This is a genomic window from Geobacillus thermoleovorans (genome assembly GCF_001610955.1).
Classification (GTDB): domain Bacteria; phylum Bacillota; class Bacilli; order Bacillales; family Anoxybacillaceae; genus Geobacillus; species Geobacillus thermoleovorans.
In genome coordinates this window covers 525527-543440 of the sequence record NZ_CP014335.1, presented here as the reverse complement: position 1 = coordinate 543440, position 17914 = coordinate 525527, and the positions used below count along the sequence as shown (strand labels likewise).

Annotated in this window: 19 protein-coding genes and 1 pseudogene; 9 read left to right on the top strand and 11 right to left on the bottom strand. The window is 39.5% G+C overall.

The features are described 5' to 3' along the window. Positions 1-80 precede the first annotated feature (80 nt). Positions 81-164, top strand: a complete 84-nt coding sequence (locus GT3570_RS17705) for a YjcZ family sporulation protein (protein ID WP_082816471.1) — start codon at positions 81-83, stop codon at positions 162-164. A 290-nt stretch (positions 165-454) separates the two neighbouring features. After that, entirely contained in the window at positions 455-658 is a 204-nt protein-coding gene (locus tag GT3570_RS17700) for a hypothetical protein (protein ID WP_082816470.1), read from the top strand. Positions 659-1095: 437 nt separating this feature from the next. Here GT3570_RS17700 and GT3570_RS02845 read toward each other — a convergent pair whose 3' ends face one another. After that, positions 1096-2286, bottom strand: coding sequence for an ISL3 family transposase (locus tag GT3570_RS02845; RefSeq protein WP_011229816.1), 1191 nt, complete (start codon positions 2284-2286; stop codon positions 1096-1098). Between the two features lie 111 nt (positions 2287-2397). After that, positions 2398-3069 (bottom strand): Crp/Fnr family transcriptional regulator, encoded by a 672-nt coding sequence (locus GT3570_RS02840; protein ID WP_062898413.1) that lies wholly within the window; start codon positions 3067-3069, stop codon positions 2398-2400. A gap of 130 nt (positions 3070-3199) precedes the next feature. On the opposite strand from GT3570_RS02840, the gene GT3570_RS02835 reads away from it, so the two are divergent. The 3 genes from GT3570_RS02835 (at position 3200) to GT3570_RS02825 (ending at position 5131) form a co-directional block, all read left to right on the top strand. After that, positions 3200-3430 (top strand): glutaredoxin family protein, encoded by a 231-nt coding sequence (locus tag GT3570_RS02835; RefSeq protein WP_062898412.1) that lies wholly within the window; start codon positions 3200-3202, stop codon positions 3428-3430. Positions 3431-3727: 297 nt separating this feature from the next. Beyond that, on the top strand, positions 3728-4171 hold the full coding sequence (locus GT3570_RS02830) for an OsmC family protein (protein ID WP_062898411.1): 444 nt from the start codon (positions 3728-3730) through the stop codon (positions 4169-4171). 294 nt (positions 4172-4465) lie between these two features. Then, positions 4466-5131, top strand: a complete 666-nt coding sequence (locus GT3570_RS02825; RefSeq protein WP_062898410.1) for a haloacid dehalogenase type II — start codon at positions 4466-4468, stop codon at positions 5129-5131. 142 nt (positions 5132-5273) lie between these two features. On the opposite strand, the gene GT3570_RS02820 is transcribed toward GT3570_RS02825, so the two are convergent. From GT3570_RS02820 to GT3570_RS02810, 3 genes and pseudogenes are all read right to left on the bottom strand, one after another. Further along, positions 5274-5975, bottom strand: a complete 702-nt coding sequence (locus GT3570_RS02820; RefSeq protein ID WP_318258077.1) for a DUF2935 domain-containing protein — start codon at positions 5973-5975, stop codon at positions 5274-5276. Positions 5976-6292: 317 nt separating this feature from the next. Next, a pseudogene (locus GT3570_RS02815) lies at positions 6293-6643 on the bottom strand (acetylglutamate kinase); the annotation flags it as partial. Positions 6644-6791: 148 nt separating this feature from the next. After that, the gene (locus GT3570_RS02810; RefSeq protein ID WP_062898409.1) at positions 6792-8450 is read right to left on the bottom strand and encodes an IS1634 family transposase; all 1659 of its coding nucleotides are present in this window, start codon (positions 8448-8450) and stop codon (positions 6792-6794) included. 929 nt (positions 8451-9379) lie between these two features. On the opposite strand from GT3570_RS02810, the gene GT3570_RS02800 reads away from it, so the two are divergent. Continuing rightward, on the top strand, positions 9380-9946 hold the full coding sequence (locus tag GT3570_RS02800) for a cupin domain-containing protein (protein ID WP_062898408.1): 567 nt from the start codon (positions 9380-9382) through the stop codon (positions 9944-9946). Positions 9947-10300: 354 nt separating this feature from the next. On the opposite strand, the gene GT3570_RS02795 is transcribed toward GT3570_RS02800, so the two are convergent. From GT3570_RS02795 to GT3570_RS02785, 3 genes are all read right to left on the bottom strand, one after another. Beyond that, positions 10301-11203 carry a helix-turn-helix domain-containing protein gene (locus tag GT3570_RS02795; protein WP_062898407.1) on the bottom strand — a complete coding sequence of 301 codons (903 nt, stop codon included), beginning with the start codon at positions 11201-11203 and terminating at the stop codon, positions 10301-10303. Between the two features lie 573 nt (positions 11204-11776). Continuing rightward, the gene (locus GT3570_RS02790; protein WP_208854680.1) at positions 11777-12727 is read right to left on the bottom strand and encodes a cation diffusion facilitator family transporter; all 951 of its coding nucleotides are present in this window, start codon (positions 12725-12727) and stop codon (positions 11777-11779) included. 12 nt (positions 12728-12739) lie between these two features. After that, positions 12740-13048, bottom strand: coding sequence for an ArsR/SmtB family transcription factor (locus GT3570_RS02785; protein ID WP_062898405.1), 309 nt, complete (start codon positions 13046-13048; stop codon positions 12740-12742). Between the two features lie 149 nt (positions 13049-13197). Here GT3570_RS02785 and GT3570_RS02780 point away from each other — a divergent pair, with 149 nt between their 5' ends. Further along, entirely contained in the window at positions 13198-14094 is an 897-nt protein-coding gene (locus GT3570_RS02780; protein ID WP_062898404.1) for a cation diffusion facilitator family transporter, read from the top strand. 23 nt (positions 14095-14117) lie between these two features. Here the strand turns inward: GT3570_RS02780 and GT3570_RS18965 are convergent, their stop codons facing one another. Further along, positions 14118-14243, bottom strand: coding sequence for a hypothetical protein (locus GT3570_RS18965; protein WP_020279753.1), 126 nt, complete (start codon positions 14241-14243; stop codon positions 14118-14120). Between the two features lie 420 nt (positions 14244-14663). Here GT3570_RS18965 and GT3570_RS02775 point away from each other — a divergent pair, with 420 nt between their 5' ends. Together GT3570_RS02775 and GT3570_RS02770 are read left to right on the top strand one after the other, a co-directional pair. Then, positions 14664-14969 carry a metal-sensing transcriptional repressor gene (locus tag GT3570_RS02775; protein ID WP_020754474.1) on the top strand — a complete coding sequence of 102 codons (306 nt, stop codon included), beginning with the start codon at positions 14664-14666 and terminating at the stop codon, positions 14967-14969. A gap of 12 nt (positions 14970-14981) precedes the next feature. Further along, entirely contained in the window at positions 14982-16346 is a 1365-nt protein-coding gene (locus tag GT3570_RS02770) for an MATE family efflux transporter (protein WP_062898403.1), read from the top strand. Between the two features lie 163 nt (positions 16347-16509). On the opposite strand, the gene GT3570_RS02765 is transcribed toward GT3570_RS02770, so the two are convergent. Continuing rightward, on the bottom strand, positions 16510-17232 hold the full coding sequence (locus tag GT3570_RS02765) for a ZIP family metal transporter (protein ID WP_062898402.1): 723 nt from the start codon (positions 17230-17232) through the stop codon (positions 16510-16512). A gap of 143 nt (positions 17233-17375) precedes the next feature. Then, complete coding sequence (locus tag GT3570_RS02760) at positions 17376-17849, bottom strand: PCYCGC domain-containing protein (protein WP_062898401.1); 474 nt, start codon at positions 17847-17849, stop codon at positions 17376-17378. Positions 17850-17914: the final 65 nt, after the last annotated feature.

Genomic DNA, 17914 nt, shown 5'->3' with positions numbered 1-17914 from the left:
TAACCCTTTTTAAGAACATACCTTAAAAGTAGGGATTGAATATTTAGCAATCCCTTCATTCAGAATAGGAGGTGTTATAGATGAGCTCTTTTGCCTTAATTGTTGTCCTATTCGTCTTGCTTATCATTGTAGGATGTTCGTGTATGGGACTAGGCGGTTATTAATTCCTCACAAGTTGACATTAAACATCCTCTTCAATTCCTCATTTGAATCGGAATAGGTGGGTTCGTGTATGGCAAAGGAAAAGGGCAGATGGTTAATGATCTGTCCTTTTTTAAAATATCTATTGGGACAAACATTATGGGAAGTAAGCCTTATCGTCTAAGTATACCGATTAACGTAAAATCACTGTATCTGCGGCTCCTATAAGATACCTTATTCACAAAAAATGAATGAGACTTGTTCATGAACCTCCTATTCCAAAATCTCCTGTTTCGGAAAGGAGGGATAAAAAGTGCAAAATTTAGTTCGAAGATATCAAGGAGAGCCGGTTGAGATTATGGGTCGTGATGGAAGAATTTATCGAGGAGTGATAGACGGAGATCCACCACCAGGAGGAATGTTTATTCGCACCGGCTTTGGAAGAAGAAGATTTATCCCATTCTTCTTAATCGCTGCTCTTTTTCTTTTAAGATTCAGAAGACGGCGCATTTTCTAAAAGACAAAAACGAAAAATCTTTGATTCATCATTTGAACCCATTTCCCTCGATTCGCAAACTGAATAAATGATTAATGGATGTTTTAATCACCATCATCTTTAAAGAGCTTATAGTGGGTTCTTTTCAGCTTGTCCATTTTGTCGACAAGCTGAGGGCTGATCCAGTTTGGATCAGCCCTTACTTTTTCCTAGATACTTATTTATATACGTCCCACTGTTTTAGAACTGTGGGGAGGGATTAAATATTTGGGTCTTCACCATTTTCTGTGATTTCCACTCAACCCCAGAAATATGTTAGCTGGATGAAATCGGTTCATCAGTCAGGATCCTTCTTCCGCATACAGACCACGAAGTTGGTAGAATGGAAACAGTCAAGTGCTTTCCTTGACGGGTTCCATTCTACCAACTATCATACCGATAGCGGAAGAAGAGAGCGCTTAAGCAGCCTGACTACCTGTAGTGTTCCCTGTACACTCCAGAAATACACGCAAACGAAACCGTTCTCGATTTCGATAGCCATATGCCCGGCGTTTGATGTTTTTGATCTTGTGATTCGTCCCCTCGATTCGGGCATTGGTATATGGGCACAAAAAGTAGGAAAGAATCGGCTCCTTCCACCTTTCAAGCGTGTTGGCTGCTTCCTGAAAAGAAGCAAAAGGGCTCTGTTTGGCTAACTGAATCCATTCTTCCAAGCGTTCCTTTGCTTCGTTATATCCATCGGTTCGGTAAAAATCCCGAAACAACTCTTTCAGATAATAAGCAATGGAAAGTACCGGATACTCCTCCAAGATATCGTCCAATCGAAGCCGTTGGTCCTTACGAAGCTTTTCACAGCCTTTTAAGAGAAGATATCGAGCCTTTTTCAATGGAGGAAATTCCTTTCTTGCTTGATCCAAGGCTTGTGTCACTTTTTGAATCACATGGTACTTATCGATGACAATCGAAGCAGATGGAAACAGGGCGCGAACCGCCTTATGATAAGGTTCCCACATGTCAAGAATCACCGTTTGGACCCTTTCTTTCGACAGGACATTTTGGCTCAACAAGTGGAGGGCGGAGTCACATTGGCGATCGGCATGCATTCCCATGACCGATCCGGCTTTGGCATCCATCAATACGGTTTCATACTGATGTCCCTTTTTTACCGCGATTTCATCTAAGCTAAGCACCATCTCTTCTTGAGAAGATGCTTCTATCGCTGTTTGACGCTCTTTTGCTTTTTTCGATGCAATGAAGTAATAGATGCGCTCCAATGTCGTATATGGGATGCGGTGCTTTCGGCTAACCTCTTGAATGGTGGAGCCTTCACAAAGTTCATACAAGTACTCACAAAATCGATTGGTGTAGTGTTGATTGGGTTGAATCGATTCCAAAGAGGCGGAAAACACTTGGGAACAATTCCAGCACCGATAGCGCTTTACCTTTACGAACAAGTACACCGGTTGATGGAAAATCGCCAAATCCCGTACTTTTCTTGTCCGTCTGTCGTGGACAGAGGAAGTGGCAAACCCACAATGAGGGCAGCGTTCCTGTGTCTCTGTTTTCTCTACATGAATCGCATAACCATAGGAAAGAAGTTCTTGTTTAATCACTTTAAATTCTGGCAATCCTAGTGGTATCGAAAGCACTTACGAGACCTCCTTAATGTTGATTTCACCGCTAACATTATTGCCAGGATCTCGTCAGTGCTTTCTCTTTTTTGTCACTAAATCACAAAATTTGGTGATGAACCAAATATTTTAAATCACTTCACTTGCTTTTTCAACATTTATAGCGAATTGTTCCCCTTTTTTAATGAATCCTTCTTTCTTTAGCTGGCTGATGATGGCACTTACTGTTTCGCGTGTTGATCCGATCATGCTGGCGATATCTTGATGTGTGAGCTTCATATCAATTGTTTGCCACTCATTTTTTCGTCTACCTGTCTTTTCGCTGAGCTTTAATAACAAGTATAAAATTCGGTATTTCACATCACCAAGCGCGATTTTCTCGCTTAAGCTGTAAAGTTCTTTTAACCGTGTTGATAAAATATTGATAAATTTTAATGCGATTTTCGGATTTTTTTCAATGAACTTTTCAAATTCAGATTTACCTAAAATGCATAAATACGAATCTGTCATCGCTTCGGCGTAAATTTGATCGTCCGTTAATGATAACGTAGATGTTTCACCAAAAATATTTCCATCCACTAAAATGTCGACTGTAAATTGTTTTCCGTTTTTGTTCATTCGATATAAACGCACTTGCCCTTTTTTTAGTAAAAACAATGCTTCAATCGGTTTATCTGGAGATAATATGATTGTCCCCTTTTTTACAGGCTTCATTTCACTCATTCGATCAATAACTTGCAAGTCTTCCATCGGCAATTCATCCAATAAATTAATTTGCGATAATAAAGATAACTTATCCAATCGAGCACACCTCCTAAAAGCAACCTTTCCTCTATACATTATAGGCATTCTTTGTTCTATTCCTGTAATCCATCTTACTGAATGGAAATGAAAAAAGCTGTATGTTAGTAATCGTTAGGAGGTTTTATGAATGAATTACATTCTTTACGTTATAGATGGATGTCATAAATGCCATCAAGCACGCACACATTTAATAAAAGAACAAATTCCCTTTCAAGAAATCAACATATTAAAAAATCATATCGCTGCGAAAGAGCTAAAAGAAAAGATCCAGAACATCGTTGCACCAGTGTTAATTGCCGGCGAGGATGTTTTGGTTGGGGATAAAATTTTATCAGCAACAAAAAAGAGGAGAAGGTAATCGAGTAAAAAGCAATCAAAATGCAAAAAGATAACGGAGGGGATAAAATATAGAACGAGATCGTTGAACTTTCTTCTTCATGATCAGACATGTCGAGTAAGAAATGAATCAGCAAATAAGATCAATACTGTTTTGCTGAATAAATCAAGTTCACCCATTTTATAAAGGTGGCATATAACGGTCATTCTGTAAGAAACATTACAGTTTCCATGTTAGTGGAATATGTAAGATAGATTACAGAAACACATCCATAAATTAAGTATACTAACAGCGTAAATAAAATAAGGAGGGATAAAAATGGAAAATAAAATGAAAATTCATATTACGGCTGAAACAAACGGAATACAAACAGTGGCAAAAGCGGGAAAACATACGGTCATCGTTGATGAACCAGTAAATATGGGCGGTAAAGATGAAGGAGCGGACCCATTATCCACTCTCCTTTCTGCATTGGCTGGATGTGAGAATGTGATTGCCAACCTCGTCGCAAAAGAAATCAATTTTGATCTTCAAGGAATTGAATTTGATATTACTGGAATTCTTGATCCGAGAGGATTTATGGGAGATCCGAATGTGAAACCATATTTTGAAAAAGTGATCATTCATGCGAAAGTAAAAACATCGGAAACACAAGAACGAGTAAATGAGTTGCAAAAGATCACGGATCAACGTTGTCCGGTATTTACAACCTTAAAAGCTGCTGGAATTGAATTAGAAGTCAATTGGACAAAAGCATCATAAGAGCTCGCTGTATAATGACCAGCGAGCTTTTATTACTAAATTTGCTTATAAAATTTTGGTGAATATTTTCCAAGCGAGCTTTCTATAATAACGTTGTGCGTAAATCAACATGTTTCCTTAATTTTCCCCTGAAAGAGTGGCTATGACTATTCATCTAAATGCTAAAGTTAGGTAATATTTTATCATTTTATCCTAATTTCACTATAAATCTTTTTCGCTGTTAGCATTTTCACTGTTATGATTCTTTAGAGGGAGTAATTTAGTTGACAAATCAGATAACGGAGGGATGTTGAAATGAAGTATAAGGCATATATATTTGACGTTTATGGTACATTATTTGATGTTTACTCCGTTTCGAAGGCATGCTCTAAATATTTTGCAGACAGCGGGGATCAAATAAGCCGATTATGGCGGCAAAAGCAATTGGAATATTGTTTCTTGCGGCAACTGATGGGCGCGTATATTCCGTTTCATGAAATTACGAAACAGGCGCTGCAATTTGCGTGTGAATCGTTACAAGTTTCTTTAACCAATGAAATAGCGGAAGATTTATTAAACGCTTATCATTTCTTATCGCCTTATCCAGAGGTAGAAGAAGTGTTGCAAGCGTTAAAAGACGAAACGCTCGTCGTCTTTTCCAACGGTTCTCCTGATATGCTGCTTCCTTTGTTGGACAATACAGGGCTGGCAAAGTATTTTGATTACATCATTAGTGTTGATGAAGTAAAACAATACAAGCCTTCACCATCCGCTTATCAACATGCGGTAAGCCGACTGAACGTAAATCGGGAGGAAGTATTGTTTTTATCCTCGAATACTTGGGATATTGCCGGAGCGAGCAAATTTGGTTTTCAAACCGCATGGATCAATCGCACAAACAACGTAATGGACTTTCTTGATGTTACTCCTAACTATACATTTACAAATTTGTTAGAGCTTATAGAACGCCTAAAAAGATAAAGAAACAAGGACCGGTCTTATCTCTGTCAAGTAGACAGAATGTCTATACAATCTTTCTCCGGTGGAATATCGGAAAAAAGTTGTTCAGCTTGTCGACTTTGTCGACAAGCTGAAGGCTCTCTTATAAAAGAAGGCTTTTATTTTATATGTTTGCCTCTTTCTGTTTTTGTTTTAACCGTTCTTCAAGAACACGAATCATGAATAAAAAGTGTTCCGCTTCGCGAACAACGTGATCAACTAGTAAAGGATTAATAACGTTTCGAATCTGGCAATTTTTAATTAGCTCAAGTCCCGCTTTCTTGAAGTTTCTTAATTCCTCCGTTGCACTTTCACTATCCTTATTCATCTTTCCGATGATCGGATAGGTCGGTTTCTTATGATAAAGCATCGATTCCACGTCTCTAGCTTGGTTCAACAGGGTTTTAAAATCGTCACCAAATTTTCGTGCAGTAATGACCAAATTTCTTTCAGATTGATCCAGTAATGAAGTGATAAAACGGGAATGTTCCATCATAATACGCAGCCAAAAAACATTCTCATGGATAATGGCGTCTTGAATAGGCTCTAATATGCCATTGTTAAATTTTTGCAGGCTATTCATAAAATATTCTGCTTCACGAGCAATATGATCAACCAGAAGAGAAAAATTAAACCCCTGAACTTTACAATTTATAATCATAATGAGAAGGTTTCTTTTGAAATTTCTAAATCCATACACCAACTGGATACTGTCTTCATTCAGTTTTCTAACTGCTTCAACTGATTCTGGCGTTTGATGCACCCTTTTTTCTTGTTGTTCAAAATAGTGGTAGAAACGTTCTGTTTGTTGAATTAAATCTCCCATGCGTGCTTCCCGTAAGGGAGCGACAATCCGTGGTGCACCGTGGTCGTTGGAGTCAGACTAACGGATGGGCTCATGGCACCAACTTGAAACGATCTTCCTCTCCCAACCGTAGTAACAGTATGGACGGATTCAGTTCATTTTCATCATCTGTGGTGCCGCGAAATGCGGCATGGGTGGCTAAAATGGTCAACCAGAAATATCTGGCTGACCTTATAATACGATCGTGGCAGTTTAGTTCAATTTGAAATCACAAAAACTAATAAAAAAAGGCACTGAAATTAGTGCCATTTATTATCTTATTCTGCAATCAGTAACTCTTATATTTGAAACTTTTTGGGGAATTGTTTCACAATTCCAACCGTTATTGTGTCCGCCATTTGTAAAGCTTCCGCCTCAATTTTATCAAACACAGCAATACTTGATTTATAATCTTTTTGGAGTATAAATACTGCTTCCGATGTAGTAAGTGCCAGATGCTCGAAAAACATTTCTTTAAATTTATTTTTTGATATATAGGGATTTATTGTACTTAGGAATTCGGCAATTTCTTCTCCATTTGCGTACCATCTTCTCTCTGCAGCTGCTACAGCTTTTTGATTGCCTGCTTTTGCAGCTTTGACAAGCTCCACAGCAATTACCAAGTGCTCCCTTATTAAGTTGCTGAACTTTGCGGCTATTTTATTTCCATCTCACATTTCGCACCCTAACAAGGTCAAAACAAAGGATTTTTTATTTAGTTTTTCAGAATAACTTTTTGGCCAACACAACGAGCGATGGCAATCCTTTTTTTACCATCGCTGGTCGTTCCGTATCACGTTACACGTAGATGCTCTCATCCATGCCCAATCCCTGCAGAATCCTTCGCTGATCAGGGGTAAGGGAGCGATCCAGTGAGCGTTGGATGCGCCCATCCGGCAGCTTGAACAGGACGATGTTCACATATTGAAACAGCTGAAAAATCGCCTGTCCCGTCGGCCGGGTCAGCTTGCGGCCTCCAGGACCCTTCAACGGGTGTTCTGGAGTAATAAACTGACGCACTCGGCGCTGAAAAACGCGGTAAATCGCCAAGGCCAACAGAAACAAATAGCCTAATACTGCGACCCGTTCTGGTTTTTTGACGTAAATCTCATCCGTGAAAAACGGATCTTTCAAAAAAGCGAAGTTCATTTCCACCGAGATCTGCCCTTTATACAGCTTCAAGATCTCTTGGGCATCCATGGGTTGGCCCTTCCATTCCTTCGGAACGGTCGTGACAAGGACAAACCGGGACGCTTTCCGTCTCGCCTGTTCCCACGCGTCTTGGTCGAATTCGACGTCAAGGTGCAAGAAATACAGCGTCTCCACCTCGGGTTCCGCCCCTTTTTTCGGCCGTCCGCGCCGTTTTTTCAGGCGTACGATCTCTTCGACCGCGGCCTCAACCCGATGAAACCGGGGGCGAAGGGACGTCTTGAGGGACGCCAAGGCTTGTTCGGCATCTTCCCGGCAGGAGAAGGGGTGACGCTCCCAACGGGCTTGTTCCTCGCGAAGAAGCTCCGCTTCTTTGGTTCGTTCTTTTTCAAGCGTCTTTCCTTTTCGCTGGTCGAGCGCGCTCGATTCAACAACGATCAGCCGAACGGGGTGGCCTTCATACGTCGAGGCCGTTTCCCATACCCGGTACGTGGCGCCGTTTCTCTCCGCCAACGTAAAGGGATCGCTCCACGTCGTGTCCTCAGCATCCGCTTCGGCCAGCGCGGTTTTCACGATCCGGAGCGACGAAGGGCCTCTGGTGATCAAAAAGGCGTTGGCCGCTTTGGTTTGCGCCAGGGTCTCTTTCGTCATCGCGGCGGAATCGGCCACGTAAATCCATTCGTCTTCGATTTTGGCCTGCTTCAGCTGTTCATGGACACGAGACAGCACCTCGGGATTCCATGTTTTATCGGGCAGGTTGCCATCGTGCACATCGCCGTAAAACGGGATGCCGTCCTCGTTGCCGACCAGTCCGAAACCGATCTGTTTTTGCCAACGATGATGGCGGTTGTAGCCATGTGTGATTTGTAAGGCCTCTAACGAGGCCGATTCATACGCGCCGTAAACGGTCTTGTCCGTCGTATCGGCGTGGAAGGCTCGGAGGGAAAGGCCTTCTTTGCGATAAATATGAATCAAGCAAGTGCTGATGACGTTGTGAATGCCAGCCTCATACAGGCGATCGAGATGACGGGCCAACGCATCGTCGTTCAACCAGGAAGGATGGAGATCGGGACGGATGAGTTTCTCACAATCGACCTCCTGAGCCCAATGTTCCAAGTGAACAAGGGCTTGCCGGCCGTCAAACACATTGTAGAGGATGGCCTGAACGGCATCGCTGACTCGCGTTTGGCACTGCGGATCGACGGGCACGAGATGGTCAATCAATTGAGGCAGACCCAGTTTCTTGAATAGGGCACTTATTATATTCAAATAAGAATTGCGATAGACCTTTTTGACTTGAACGTTCATAAGAGAAAAACTCCTTTACGTTCCTTGTGTGTCAAGGATTCATTCGACATCGGAACGAAAAAATCCTCCCGATTTTCGTCGAGAGGGTGCGAAATGTGAGTTCCATAGTAAGGCTTTAGTAAATTTCCCATATCTGTAGCGTTCCGGAGAAGACGTGCGGTAACAAAGTCTACATCAGGTAAATTAAAAGCCAGGCTTATGATCGTCAATCTTGTCCAGTATACGTGTTGTTCCCAAACTAAACGCATGGAACTTTTTAAACTAACTTCCTGTTCACTAATACAAGAAGAGTTGAACCAAGGATTCATGGTTTCACCCCCTTACTCTCTCATATCATATTCAGTATATTCCGATTCTAAAAAACGGTTTGTACTTTAGCTATTGGCTAATCGTGTAACCGCCAAGTAGAAATGAACACTTTCTTCCCCAAAAATGCTGAATAATACTGAACACTTTTTTCCAGTAGAGACGTGCACTTTATTTGGAGAGGCGGGCATGATAGCCTACATCGGCTGAGCCAGATTCCTTGATACATCTGGCTTCGTGGCTCATAATCTTGCCCGCAGAGGCTCCAAGTAAAGTGACAAAATGCCTGAACTAACTTCCAGTAAAGTGTTCACTCCTATTTAGCAAAAAGTGTTCAAAGTTATCAGGCGGTTACAAATCGTTGATTTCAAATAAATCAAAAAAGAATCGGTTGATTTTACTATCCAGATTAATTCCTTATTGAAGTAACGGGTGCGATCGTATTATAAGGTTAACCAGTTTTTACTGGTTGACCTTTTTTATATAGGACCTATTAGTTCAATTAACCGCTCTTATCATGGGCGGTTTTTTAGTCCAAAAATCAACAATAAACGATAACAGAGCAAAAAAAATTAAACATAGTGCATAGGATAATTTTATAAATCTGCGAAGGGGTGAGAAAAATGTACTATGTTCCTTTTATGTATCCATATCCATATCCTTATTATGTTAACGTACCAATGTATAACTATGGAAGACAGCCTGTTTACTGGACTATTCCTAATGAGATAGGGCATGCTAAACAATTGGGTTTTTTACAATCATCAAAGGGAAGAGATAAAATTGAGTTAAAAGATTATGGACCAGAACCGTTTGTAGTTAATATCAACGAGGCTGCGAAGCAAAACAATACGTATCGTACCGCTTTATGGACAGGAAATCATTTGCAAGTTACATTGATGAGTATCAATGTGGACGAAGATATCGGTTTGGAAATTCACCCTAACGTTGATCAATTCTTACGTATTGAACAAGGTCAAGGGATTGTTCAAATGGGCAAGAGTAAAGATAATTTAAACTTTGAAAGAAAAGTCTATGATGACTCTGCCATTATGATACCTGCTGGAACATGGCATAATGTAATCAATATAGGTAATATCCCGCTAAAACTTTACTCGATATATGCACCTCCACAACATCCACATGGTACTGTACATGTAACAAAAGCCGATGCTATGGCAGCTGAATAAAACTACTGTGAGGTAATAAAAAGAAGAACGTGGTTGCAAAAATATATATTAGAATTGTTCTTGCGAAGTTGGAGAACTATTTTTGTATGTTTGTTATTCAATTAACGAGAGCGATGCTTAAATAAGGGGCATCGCCTTTGTTATTTTAACAAATGCATAATCCTCAAGAACCCGTCTATTTTGATTAAACCATCCCGAAATTTAGTATTTTCATCATTTGTTGGTGCCGCATAGATGCGGCATGGTTGGCTAACGTGTGCATTCGTTCAAGAAAACCGACTGAGAATGTCGGTCTTTTTGTTCTCTTTAAAATTCAACATTGTAATTTAACAGATCCATTTGATAAGAAAAAGACTAACTAATCGAGCTGTCTGCTCCATCAACTGGATTCAGGATTTGTTCTAATTTGGTTCGGATCGCGTTTTTGAGCATGGATCTTAAATTTTTTTTATACTTCTTCTTAGTCAATGGACAAATATATTCTTCATCATCAATAACCTCATTTTTTAACTCTCCATCTTCATTGAAAAACAACGTATATATTTCGTTGATTAGTTCATTTTCTTGCTGCACGAGATCTTTTATTTCACTCCCATGTTCCTTGATTGTCTTTTTAAAAAGATCTTTAAAATCTCCAAAGGACATAGCTTTATTTAATTTTCGTTCCATCATTTTTGAAGTTTTACTTGTATTTTTTTGTTGATCCATTGTTTCTGAAATTTCATTGCTGCTTTCTTGTTTATTCTCCTTTTTTAATTCTTGATACATCTCCTCCATTTGTTCATATAAATCGATTAAAAAAGCATTTTCTTCTTCCAGTTTTTGAATTTTAACCGTTAATTCAGTGATTTGCTCGTAAACCAAGTTCAATTCATCCTGCATATTAATGAGTTGATTTTCTAATTGATTCTTCTCCTCCATGAGCTGCTTCATTAATTCTTCCGAGTGAGTGCTATCACCTTTAACTTCTTCGGAATCCAATTTATTGTGTTTTTCACGATGGTCACTCGCCAACATTGAAAAAGAGTTTTCTACATACCATTCATAAACTCCCATTATCTCAGGTAACGCTGGTCTGTGTTCTTCAATAAACTCGAATAAATCATCGTGATGAATTCGCCAACCCTCCTTTCGGTTTGCCGAACGTTCCGCTCTAATTTTTCCTTCTCTGATCCACCGGGTAACCATTTGAATTGAATCAGTGATGTAATATTCTTTCAGGATTTTTAATGCTTGATGAACATTATATACTTCCATCCCCTTCTCCCCCAATCAAAATTATTTACAAAGAAAAATATGTGAGTAATGTTATACCTATGACATTACCTAGGTAATCTTAGGAAAATAAAAACGTCCAGCTTGAGAAGCCAGACGTTCCATTTCCTATTTAATCTTAATACCAATCTACAGCAACATCATTATATTTGTACCATCAATAAACTGAAGATCAACATCATTTCTTTGACAATGCAAGACAAACATTTGTATGTCTGTTTTGTTCCTTGAAATTCAATCTGGACTGTGACAAACTACTTTCTTGATCAGCCCCTTACCTATATCCACATTCAATTCTTGAAGTGCCACTGGAAAATTATTTTGTAAACCAGTCGCTCCAATATCGACATATTCTTTAACTGGTTCGTTTTTTATAAGTTTGTAACACTCGTTTAACTGTTTCCTAATTTGTCCATCATCTTTATTAGCTGAACGTACATATATCCCAATATATTATTTTGTTTTAGATAAATATCCCATCGCTAATCCTGCTTGACCCACACCGATAACAAGAACATCAACGTTTTGTTGCATTTCAATCAGCTCCGAAAGGGATTAGACTTTCATTTCCCCATGATGGATTTGAGAGGTTTCAATTTGAATGGTTGTATGCAGAATCTTAAATTTTTCTTCAATCATGTTAATGGCATCTTGTAAAACCTTTTGGCTGTCTTGATGATCTTCAATGAGCATATGGCAGCTTAATGAATCCAATCCTGAAGTAATGGTCCAAATATGAAGGTCGTGAACGTTAATCACTCCTTCAATACTTTCTAAGGCTTTTTTCACTTCATTTTGGTCAATGGTAATGGGCGTCCCTTCCATCAAAATATGAACCGTATGTTTAATCACTCCCCGGGCACCTTTCAAAATTAATAAAGCAACCAAAACGGAAATAATAGGGTCTGCAACATACCAGCCAAAGAGCCACATGACAAGCCCAGCGATGATAGCGCCTACGGAACCCAAAGCATCACCGATCACATGAAGATAGGCACTACGAAGATTGACATTATTTTTCACATCCCCTTTTCTCATTAACGCCCAGGCACTTAAAAGATTGGCAAAAAGACCAATGGACGCAATCAGCATCATAGAGCCGCTAGCTACGGTTGGTGGGTTGTAAAAACGCTGAATAGCCTCCCATACGATAAACCCAGCGATAACAAACAAGATAACTCCATTAAATAAAGCGGCTAAAATTTCAAAACGATAAAAGCCATACGTTTTATTTGGGGAAGCTGGTTTGGTGGCAAACCAAATTGCAACTAAGCTAAGAACAAGTGAACTGGCATCACTAAGCATATGACCAGAGTCAGAAAGAAGGGCTAGGCTGTTTGTGATTAAACCTCCAAAAAACTCTAATAACATAATTCCAGCGGTAATGAGAAGGGCAATCGTAAGCCCTTTTTTATTACCTTCTCTGCCGTGGTCGTGGTGATGGTGTCCGTGGTGATGGTGATGACCATGGTGGTCGTGAGAATGATGGTGGTGATGATGCACGATAAAATTGCCTCCTTAATGATGTTCAGCATGGTCAATGGCTTGTTTTAATAATGAAATAACGTGTTCGTCATCGCAGGAGTAAAACAGTGTTTTTCCTTCACGGCGATATTTAACCAGTCTCAGATTTCGTAACATACTAAGCTGATGGGAAACCGCTGATTGAGACATTTCCAACACTTCTGCAATGTGAGTTACATTGCACTCTTCTTGCGATAACAAATAAAGAATTTTGATTCTTGTTGGATCAGATAATACCTTAAATATTTGCGATACATTTTCAATGGTTTCAGATTTTAAGAAAGAATGTTCTTCTGTCTTCATGATGATTTCCCTTACTTTATTTATTATATATGAGCATATGTTCATATGTATGAATCATATTTTACATTCATTTTTTTGTCAAGTTTAGGAAATGTTTTTTAATGAAAATGGGTGATTTAGCTCATAATGAATGGAAGGAGGCTGATGATATGGGAAACCATCATAATCATTCCCATGTACCGGATAACAAAAAGGGATTAATGATCGCTCTTCTTATTACTTCGGGGATAACGGTTTTGGAGTTCTTTGGTGGACTATTGACGAATAGCCTAGCATTATTATCAGACGCAGGGCATATGTTAAGCGATATTGGCTCTCTAGCTTTGAGCTTAGTCGCTATGTGGTTCGCCGCAAGACCACCTTCTCCACGAAAAACATACGGTTTTTACCGATTTGAAATACTAGCGGCTCTGTTGAATGGACTTCTCTTATTCGTCATTGCGGGATTTATTTCTTACGAAGCTTATAAACGTTTTTTTGAACCTCCAACAGTCTCAAGCGGTACAATGATGCTCATTGCTACCATTGGATTGTTGGCAAACATGACTAGCGCATTTATTTTAACAAAAAAGAGTGATACCAAAGAAAATGTAAATGTGCGAAGTGCCTATTTGCATATTATCTCTGATGCATTAGGTGCAGTTGGGGCAATCGTGGCAGGGATTGTAATGTACTTCTTCGGCTGGTATGTGGCTGACCCCATCATCAGTGTTGTCGTGTCGCTATTAATCCTGAAAAGCGCTTGGGGTGTAGTAAGCAGCTCCTTCCACATCCTGATGGAAGGAACGCCGATTACCATTGATATGGAGAAAGTAAAGCAAACGCTTCAGTCCATTGAGGGGGTAAAAGATGTTCACGATTTACACGTCTGGACAATCACCTCTGGGTTGGATTCGCTCAGTTGCCATTTGCTCGTCGATGATACCAAGGATAGTCAGGACATTTTGAAACAGTCTATCCAACGGATTGAAGAAGAATTTCACATCTTGCATACAACCATTCAAGTGGAAAAATCGGACTTGCAACATGCCGATTTAAGGGTATAAAAAGGACAGCAGTGAGCTGTCCTTTAAAATATCAGCACATCTTTTGTAAATTCTTCTTCAAGTTCCCGTATGACGTTATCCTCATTACTTGTTTGTTGTATTTGTTCCTCTTTTTTTTCTGTTTCTTTCTTGTCTTTATCCCTGTTCATTAGAAACCTCCGTATGAATGCAGTTTATCGATCGATTCAAAATGACCGCTTTTTATTGTTCGTTTTGGGTTTCATTTTTAGCATCCTCCTTGTTACGTTCTGTATACCATATCATCCCCACATTTTAGTTGTGTCACATCCGCTTTCATATTTTTAGCGATGTCTTGTGATATGACAAGAAAAAAGACGTTCCAAAACTGTTTTAAGTTTGAACGCCAATTTGCTTGTCATTTTAATCTTTCCACCTCTTAACTGAACCCGTTATTTTATGTCGGTCTTTTTTCTTTTCCATCTTGAACTATCGATTCCCGTTAGTGCAATAGGTGACTTCATGATGTAAAGATTCATCTTTTTTAGGTGGGATTTTTTATAATGACATATCCCCCATGGGGGGATATTATTATTTAAGGAGGGATTAGTATGAGTGAAAAAAATCGTGAACATAGTCATCGACACAATCATGAACATAAATACCGAAAACAAGTTATTAACCGATTAGCAAGAATCGAAGGACACGTTAGAGCTATTAAGGAAATGGCTGCTGAAGGGCGTGATTGTCCAGATATTCTTTTGCAAATTGCAGCAGTTAGAAAAGCTTTGGATAGCACGGCAAAAGTGATCTTTGCAGACCATATGGAAAGTTGTCTTGTTGATGCCGTACACCAAGGCAATGAAGATCAAGTATTAAACGATTTAAAAAAAGCTTTAGATAATTTCATACGTTAGGAAGTGATTGGTATGCTTTCAGAACGCATTATTCAGGAGCAAACAACCAAACAAAAGATTTCCATGATCATTTCCTTGGCTGTTCCAGCCATGATCGAAAATATTCTCCAAACTGTGGTTGGTTTTGTCGATACTCTTTTTGTTTCTAAACTCGGATTAAATGAAGTCACCGCAGTTGGTGTGGCTAATGCTGTCTTAGCCGTATATATCGCGGTTTTTATGGCAATCGGAGTAGGTACGTCCTCGCTTGTTGCTCGTTATATAGGAGCCGGGGATTTTGAAAAGGCAAAGACTGTAGCAAAACAATCAACTTTGATTTCTTCTATAGCAGGCTTATTATTCGGTATTATTACTTTATTGTTTGCCGAACCACTACTTCGAATAATGGGGGCGGAACCCACGGTTTTGGCTGATGGAACCGTTTATTTTCGTATTGTTGCGGGACCATCCATTTTCATTTCCCTTATGTTTATTTTTGGAAGTATTTTAAGAGCTGCTGGGGATACGAAGACACCAATGAAAGTTAGTTGGTGGATTAATTTTATTCATATTGCGTTAGATTACATCCTCATATTCGGACTAGGGTTTAATGGGTTTGGGGTTGCCGGTGCAGCTTGGGCAACGGTAATTGTTCGTATTCTAGGTACAATCGCTCTTTATTATTACATTAAAAAGTCCAAAGTTTCTTTCTCTATTTTTGGCGGTACGTCAAACAAATCATTTATTTCTCCAATTGTCAAATTATCTGGACCGGCAGCAGCAGAAAGGCTTATTATGCGTTTGGGTCAGGTACTCTATTTTGGATTGATTGTCCGAATCGGTACCGAAACCTATGCCGCTCATACGATTGCAGGAAATATTGAAACCTTTTCTTATATGCCGGGTTATGGCTTAGCTGTAGCTGCTACGACATTGGTAGGGCAAAGCATTGGGGCTAAACTTGAAAAAGAAGCTTATAAATACGGAATGCTAACCACAGGAATTGCCGTAGGGTTTATGTCCTTCGTCGGAATTATATTGTTTTTCTTTTCACCTTGGTTCGCAGCTTGGTTTACCACAGATAAAAACGCAATCGATATGGTGACTACGGCATTAAGAATTGATGCATTTGCTCAACCAGCGTTGGCTGTTGGCTTAGTTTTAGCAGGTGCTTTACAGGGGGCAGGAGATACCAAAAGTCCAATGTACAGTACAGCTATAGGAATGTGGATCATTCGTGTTGTAGGTGTTTATATATTGGGAATTCAATTAGGAATGGGTATAGTTGGTGTTTGGTTATCGATAGCTATAGATTTATTTGTTCGTGCCATCTTTTTGTTCTTTATGTTTAAAAAGCGAATGTTTTATCTATCTAATCAAGGAGAATATCAGCACTAATCAAATAAATGGGGGAAAGGTTCTATCGAAAATCTTTACCCCAAAAAAACTATACCTATAATGGAACATTATTGCCAGTTAGTCATCCTTAGAGCGAGCTTCACCACAGATGATGGGAGTTCATTCGTCTTTCCATGGAAAACAACCATGCTTTTAACAGAGCCTACAGAAAAAATAAGTAAAATGAAACCAATACAAAACCGATTATAGCTATGATAACGCAGTATATTTTTGTAGATGTGCGTAAAGCTGTTCCGAAAATCTCTTTTCCCGTCACGGAAAGCATGACCCCCATCGCCAACGCGATAATCATTGCTACTAGCCAAGGGACCCCCATTCCATAATTGCTTCCTATGAAGGCTCCAACTCCTACGGGGGCGGAGGCTATGGTTGCCCCAAGTATGATGCTGAGAATTCCAAACCCAGCCATCAGCAAGGGAGTAAAAACAGCAATACCTTCTGGAATATTGTGAAGCATGATCGCAGTCATCATTGATTTAGTCAATGAATCGTGAGTATTTGCTCCAAGTGCGATGCCTGTTGGAAAATTGTGCAGGGAAATACTGAACGTTAAAAATAGACCAGAATGTACGAATACGTCTTTTTTAGCGTCATTTGTAATAATGATCACATGATGAGAAGCCTTTTCTAGATGCTTGTAAATAAAATAACCGAAAATCAATCCGACAATCGCAATAAACCAACCTCCAATTTCTATGCTTTCAGGCAAAATTTCCATTGTGACCAGTCCCAATATCATTCCACTACATATTGAAAAAATGGTCGGCATTCCTCTTTGCCAGCCTTGAAACAACCAAGCAATCGCTCCGCCAGATAACATTCCGATAGCAGAAGCAGAAAACCCTAAAAGCCAAATTGAGTTCATCCATCATCCCTCCTTGTACTAAGTTGTCTTTACTTTGTATATCTACCAAACCCATAAAATATGCCTTAAGAAAACAAAAAATCCTCCAACGTGGGAGGATTGTAAAGCCTTCGTTTTCGGAAAAGTGAGGTTTGTTTATTATATTATAAAGGCATTGGGGTTTTCGTTGGTTTTGCGTAACCTTCTTTGTACTTTTCATCAATGTAATGGCGAATTTCCTTTATAGATTTGCCTTCTTGTTTCATTTTAATGGATTCCGCTGCAATCTGTAAGCAAACGCCGCAACGAGTACCGTGGTCATCCCAGACAACAGAACCATCTTTATTGATTTTTTTGACAAAGCAATTCATATTGCTCTTATGTCCCGCACTCTCAGCACAACCGCAATAACAAGGAATCCATTGTAACAACTCTGTTGATTTGCCAGCAGCTTGATATACCAAGCGGACCTCTTCACTTTGACCTTTCAAAAAGGTCGGTAAAACATCAGCAGAAGCAGTTTTTTCTTGCAAATCCCCATTGGAAGAATGCTCTTGATGTGATTGTTCTTTATTGGAACTGCAAGCCGAAATGATCAAAGTGAGCAGAAGTAAAACAATCATTCCCTTATATTTCATCCTTGTCACCTCTTATAACATTAGACATGACTAATATATCATAAGGGGTGGACATATTCAGCGTA

What these genes read in the sequence shown, in the direction of transcription:
- GT3570_RS18965 (WP_020279753.1), bottom strand. Translation starts at nt 14,243, where the DNA reads ATGAACAGGGATAAAGACAAGAAAGAAACAGAAAAAAAAGAGGAACAA.
- GT3570_RS02810 (WP_062898409.1), bottom strand. Translation starts at nt 8,450, where the DNA reads ATGAACGTTCAAGTCAAAAAGGTCTATCGCAATTCTTATTTGAATATA.
- GT3570_RS02825 (WP_062898410.1), top strand. Translation starts at nt 4,466, where the DNA reads ATGAAGTATAAGGCATATATATTTGACGTTTATGGTACATTATTTGAT.
- GT3570_RS02780 (WP_062898404.1), top strand. Translation starts at nt 13,198, where the DNA reads ATGGGAAACCATCATAATCATTCCCATGTACCGGATAACAAAAAGGGA.
- GT3570_RS02820 (WP_318258077.1), bottom strand. Translation starts at nt 5,975, where the DNA reads ATGGGAGATTTAATTCAACAAACAGAACGTTTCTACCACTATTTTGAA.
- GT3570_RS02760 (WP_062898401.1), bottom strand. Translation starts at nt 17,849, where the DNA reads ATGAAATATAAGGGAATGATTGTTTTACTTCTGCTCACTTTGATCATT.
- GT3570_RS02765 (WP_062898402.1), bottom strand. Translation starts at nt 17,232, where the DNA reads ATGAACTCAATTTGGCTTTTAGGGTTTTCTGCTTCTGCTATCGGAATG.
- GT3570_RS02795 (WP_062898407.1), bottom strand. Translation starts at nt 11,203, where the DNA reads ATGGAAGTATATAATGTTCATCAAGCATTAAAAATCCTGAAAGAATAT.
- GT3570_RS02800 (WP_062898408.1), top strand. Translation starts at nt 9,380, where the DNA reads ATGTACTATGTTCCTTTTATGTATCCATATCCATATCCTTATTATGTT.
- GT3570_RS02770 (WP_062898403.1), top strand. Translation starts at nt 14,982, where the DNA reads ATGCTTTCAGAACGCATTATTCAGGAGCAAACAACCAAACAAAAGATT.
- GT3570_RS02835 (WP_062898412.1), top strand. Translation starts at nt 3,200, where the DNA reads ATGAATTACATTCTTTACGTTATAGATGGATGTCATAAATGCCATCAA.
- GT3570_RS02830 (WP_062898411.1), top strand. Translation starts at nt 3,728, where the DNA reads ATGGAAAATAAAATGAAAATTCATATTACGGCTGAAACAAACGGAATA.
- GT3570_RS02775 (WP_020754474.1), top strand. Translation starts at nt 14,664, where the DNA reads ATGAGTGAAAAAAATCGTGAACATAGTCATCGACACAATCATGAACAT.
- GT3570_RS17705 (WP_082816471.1), top strand. Translation starts at nt 81, where the DNA reads ATGAGCTCTTTTGCCTTAATTGTTGTCCTATTCGTCTTGCTTATCATT.
- GT3570_RS02785 (WP_062898405.1), bottom strand. Translation starts at nt 13,048, where the DNA reads ATGAAGACAGAAGAACATTCTTTCTTAAAATCTGAAACCATTGAAAAT.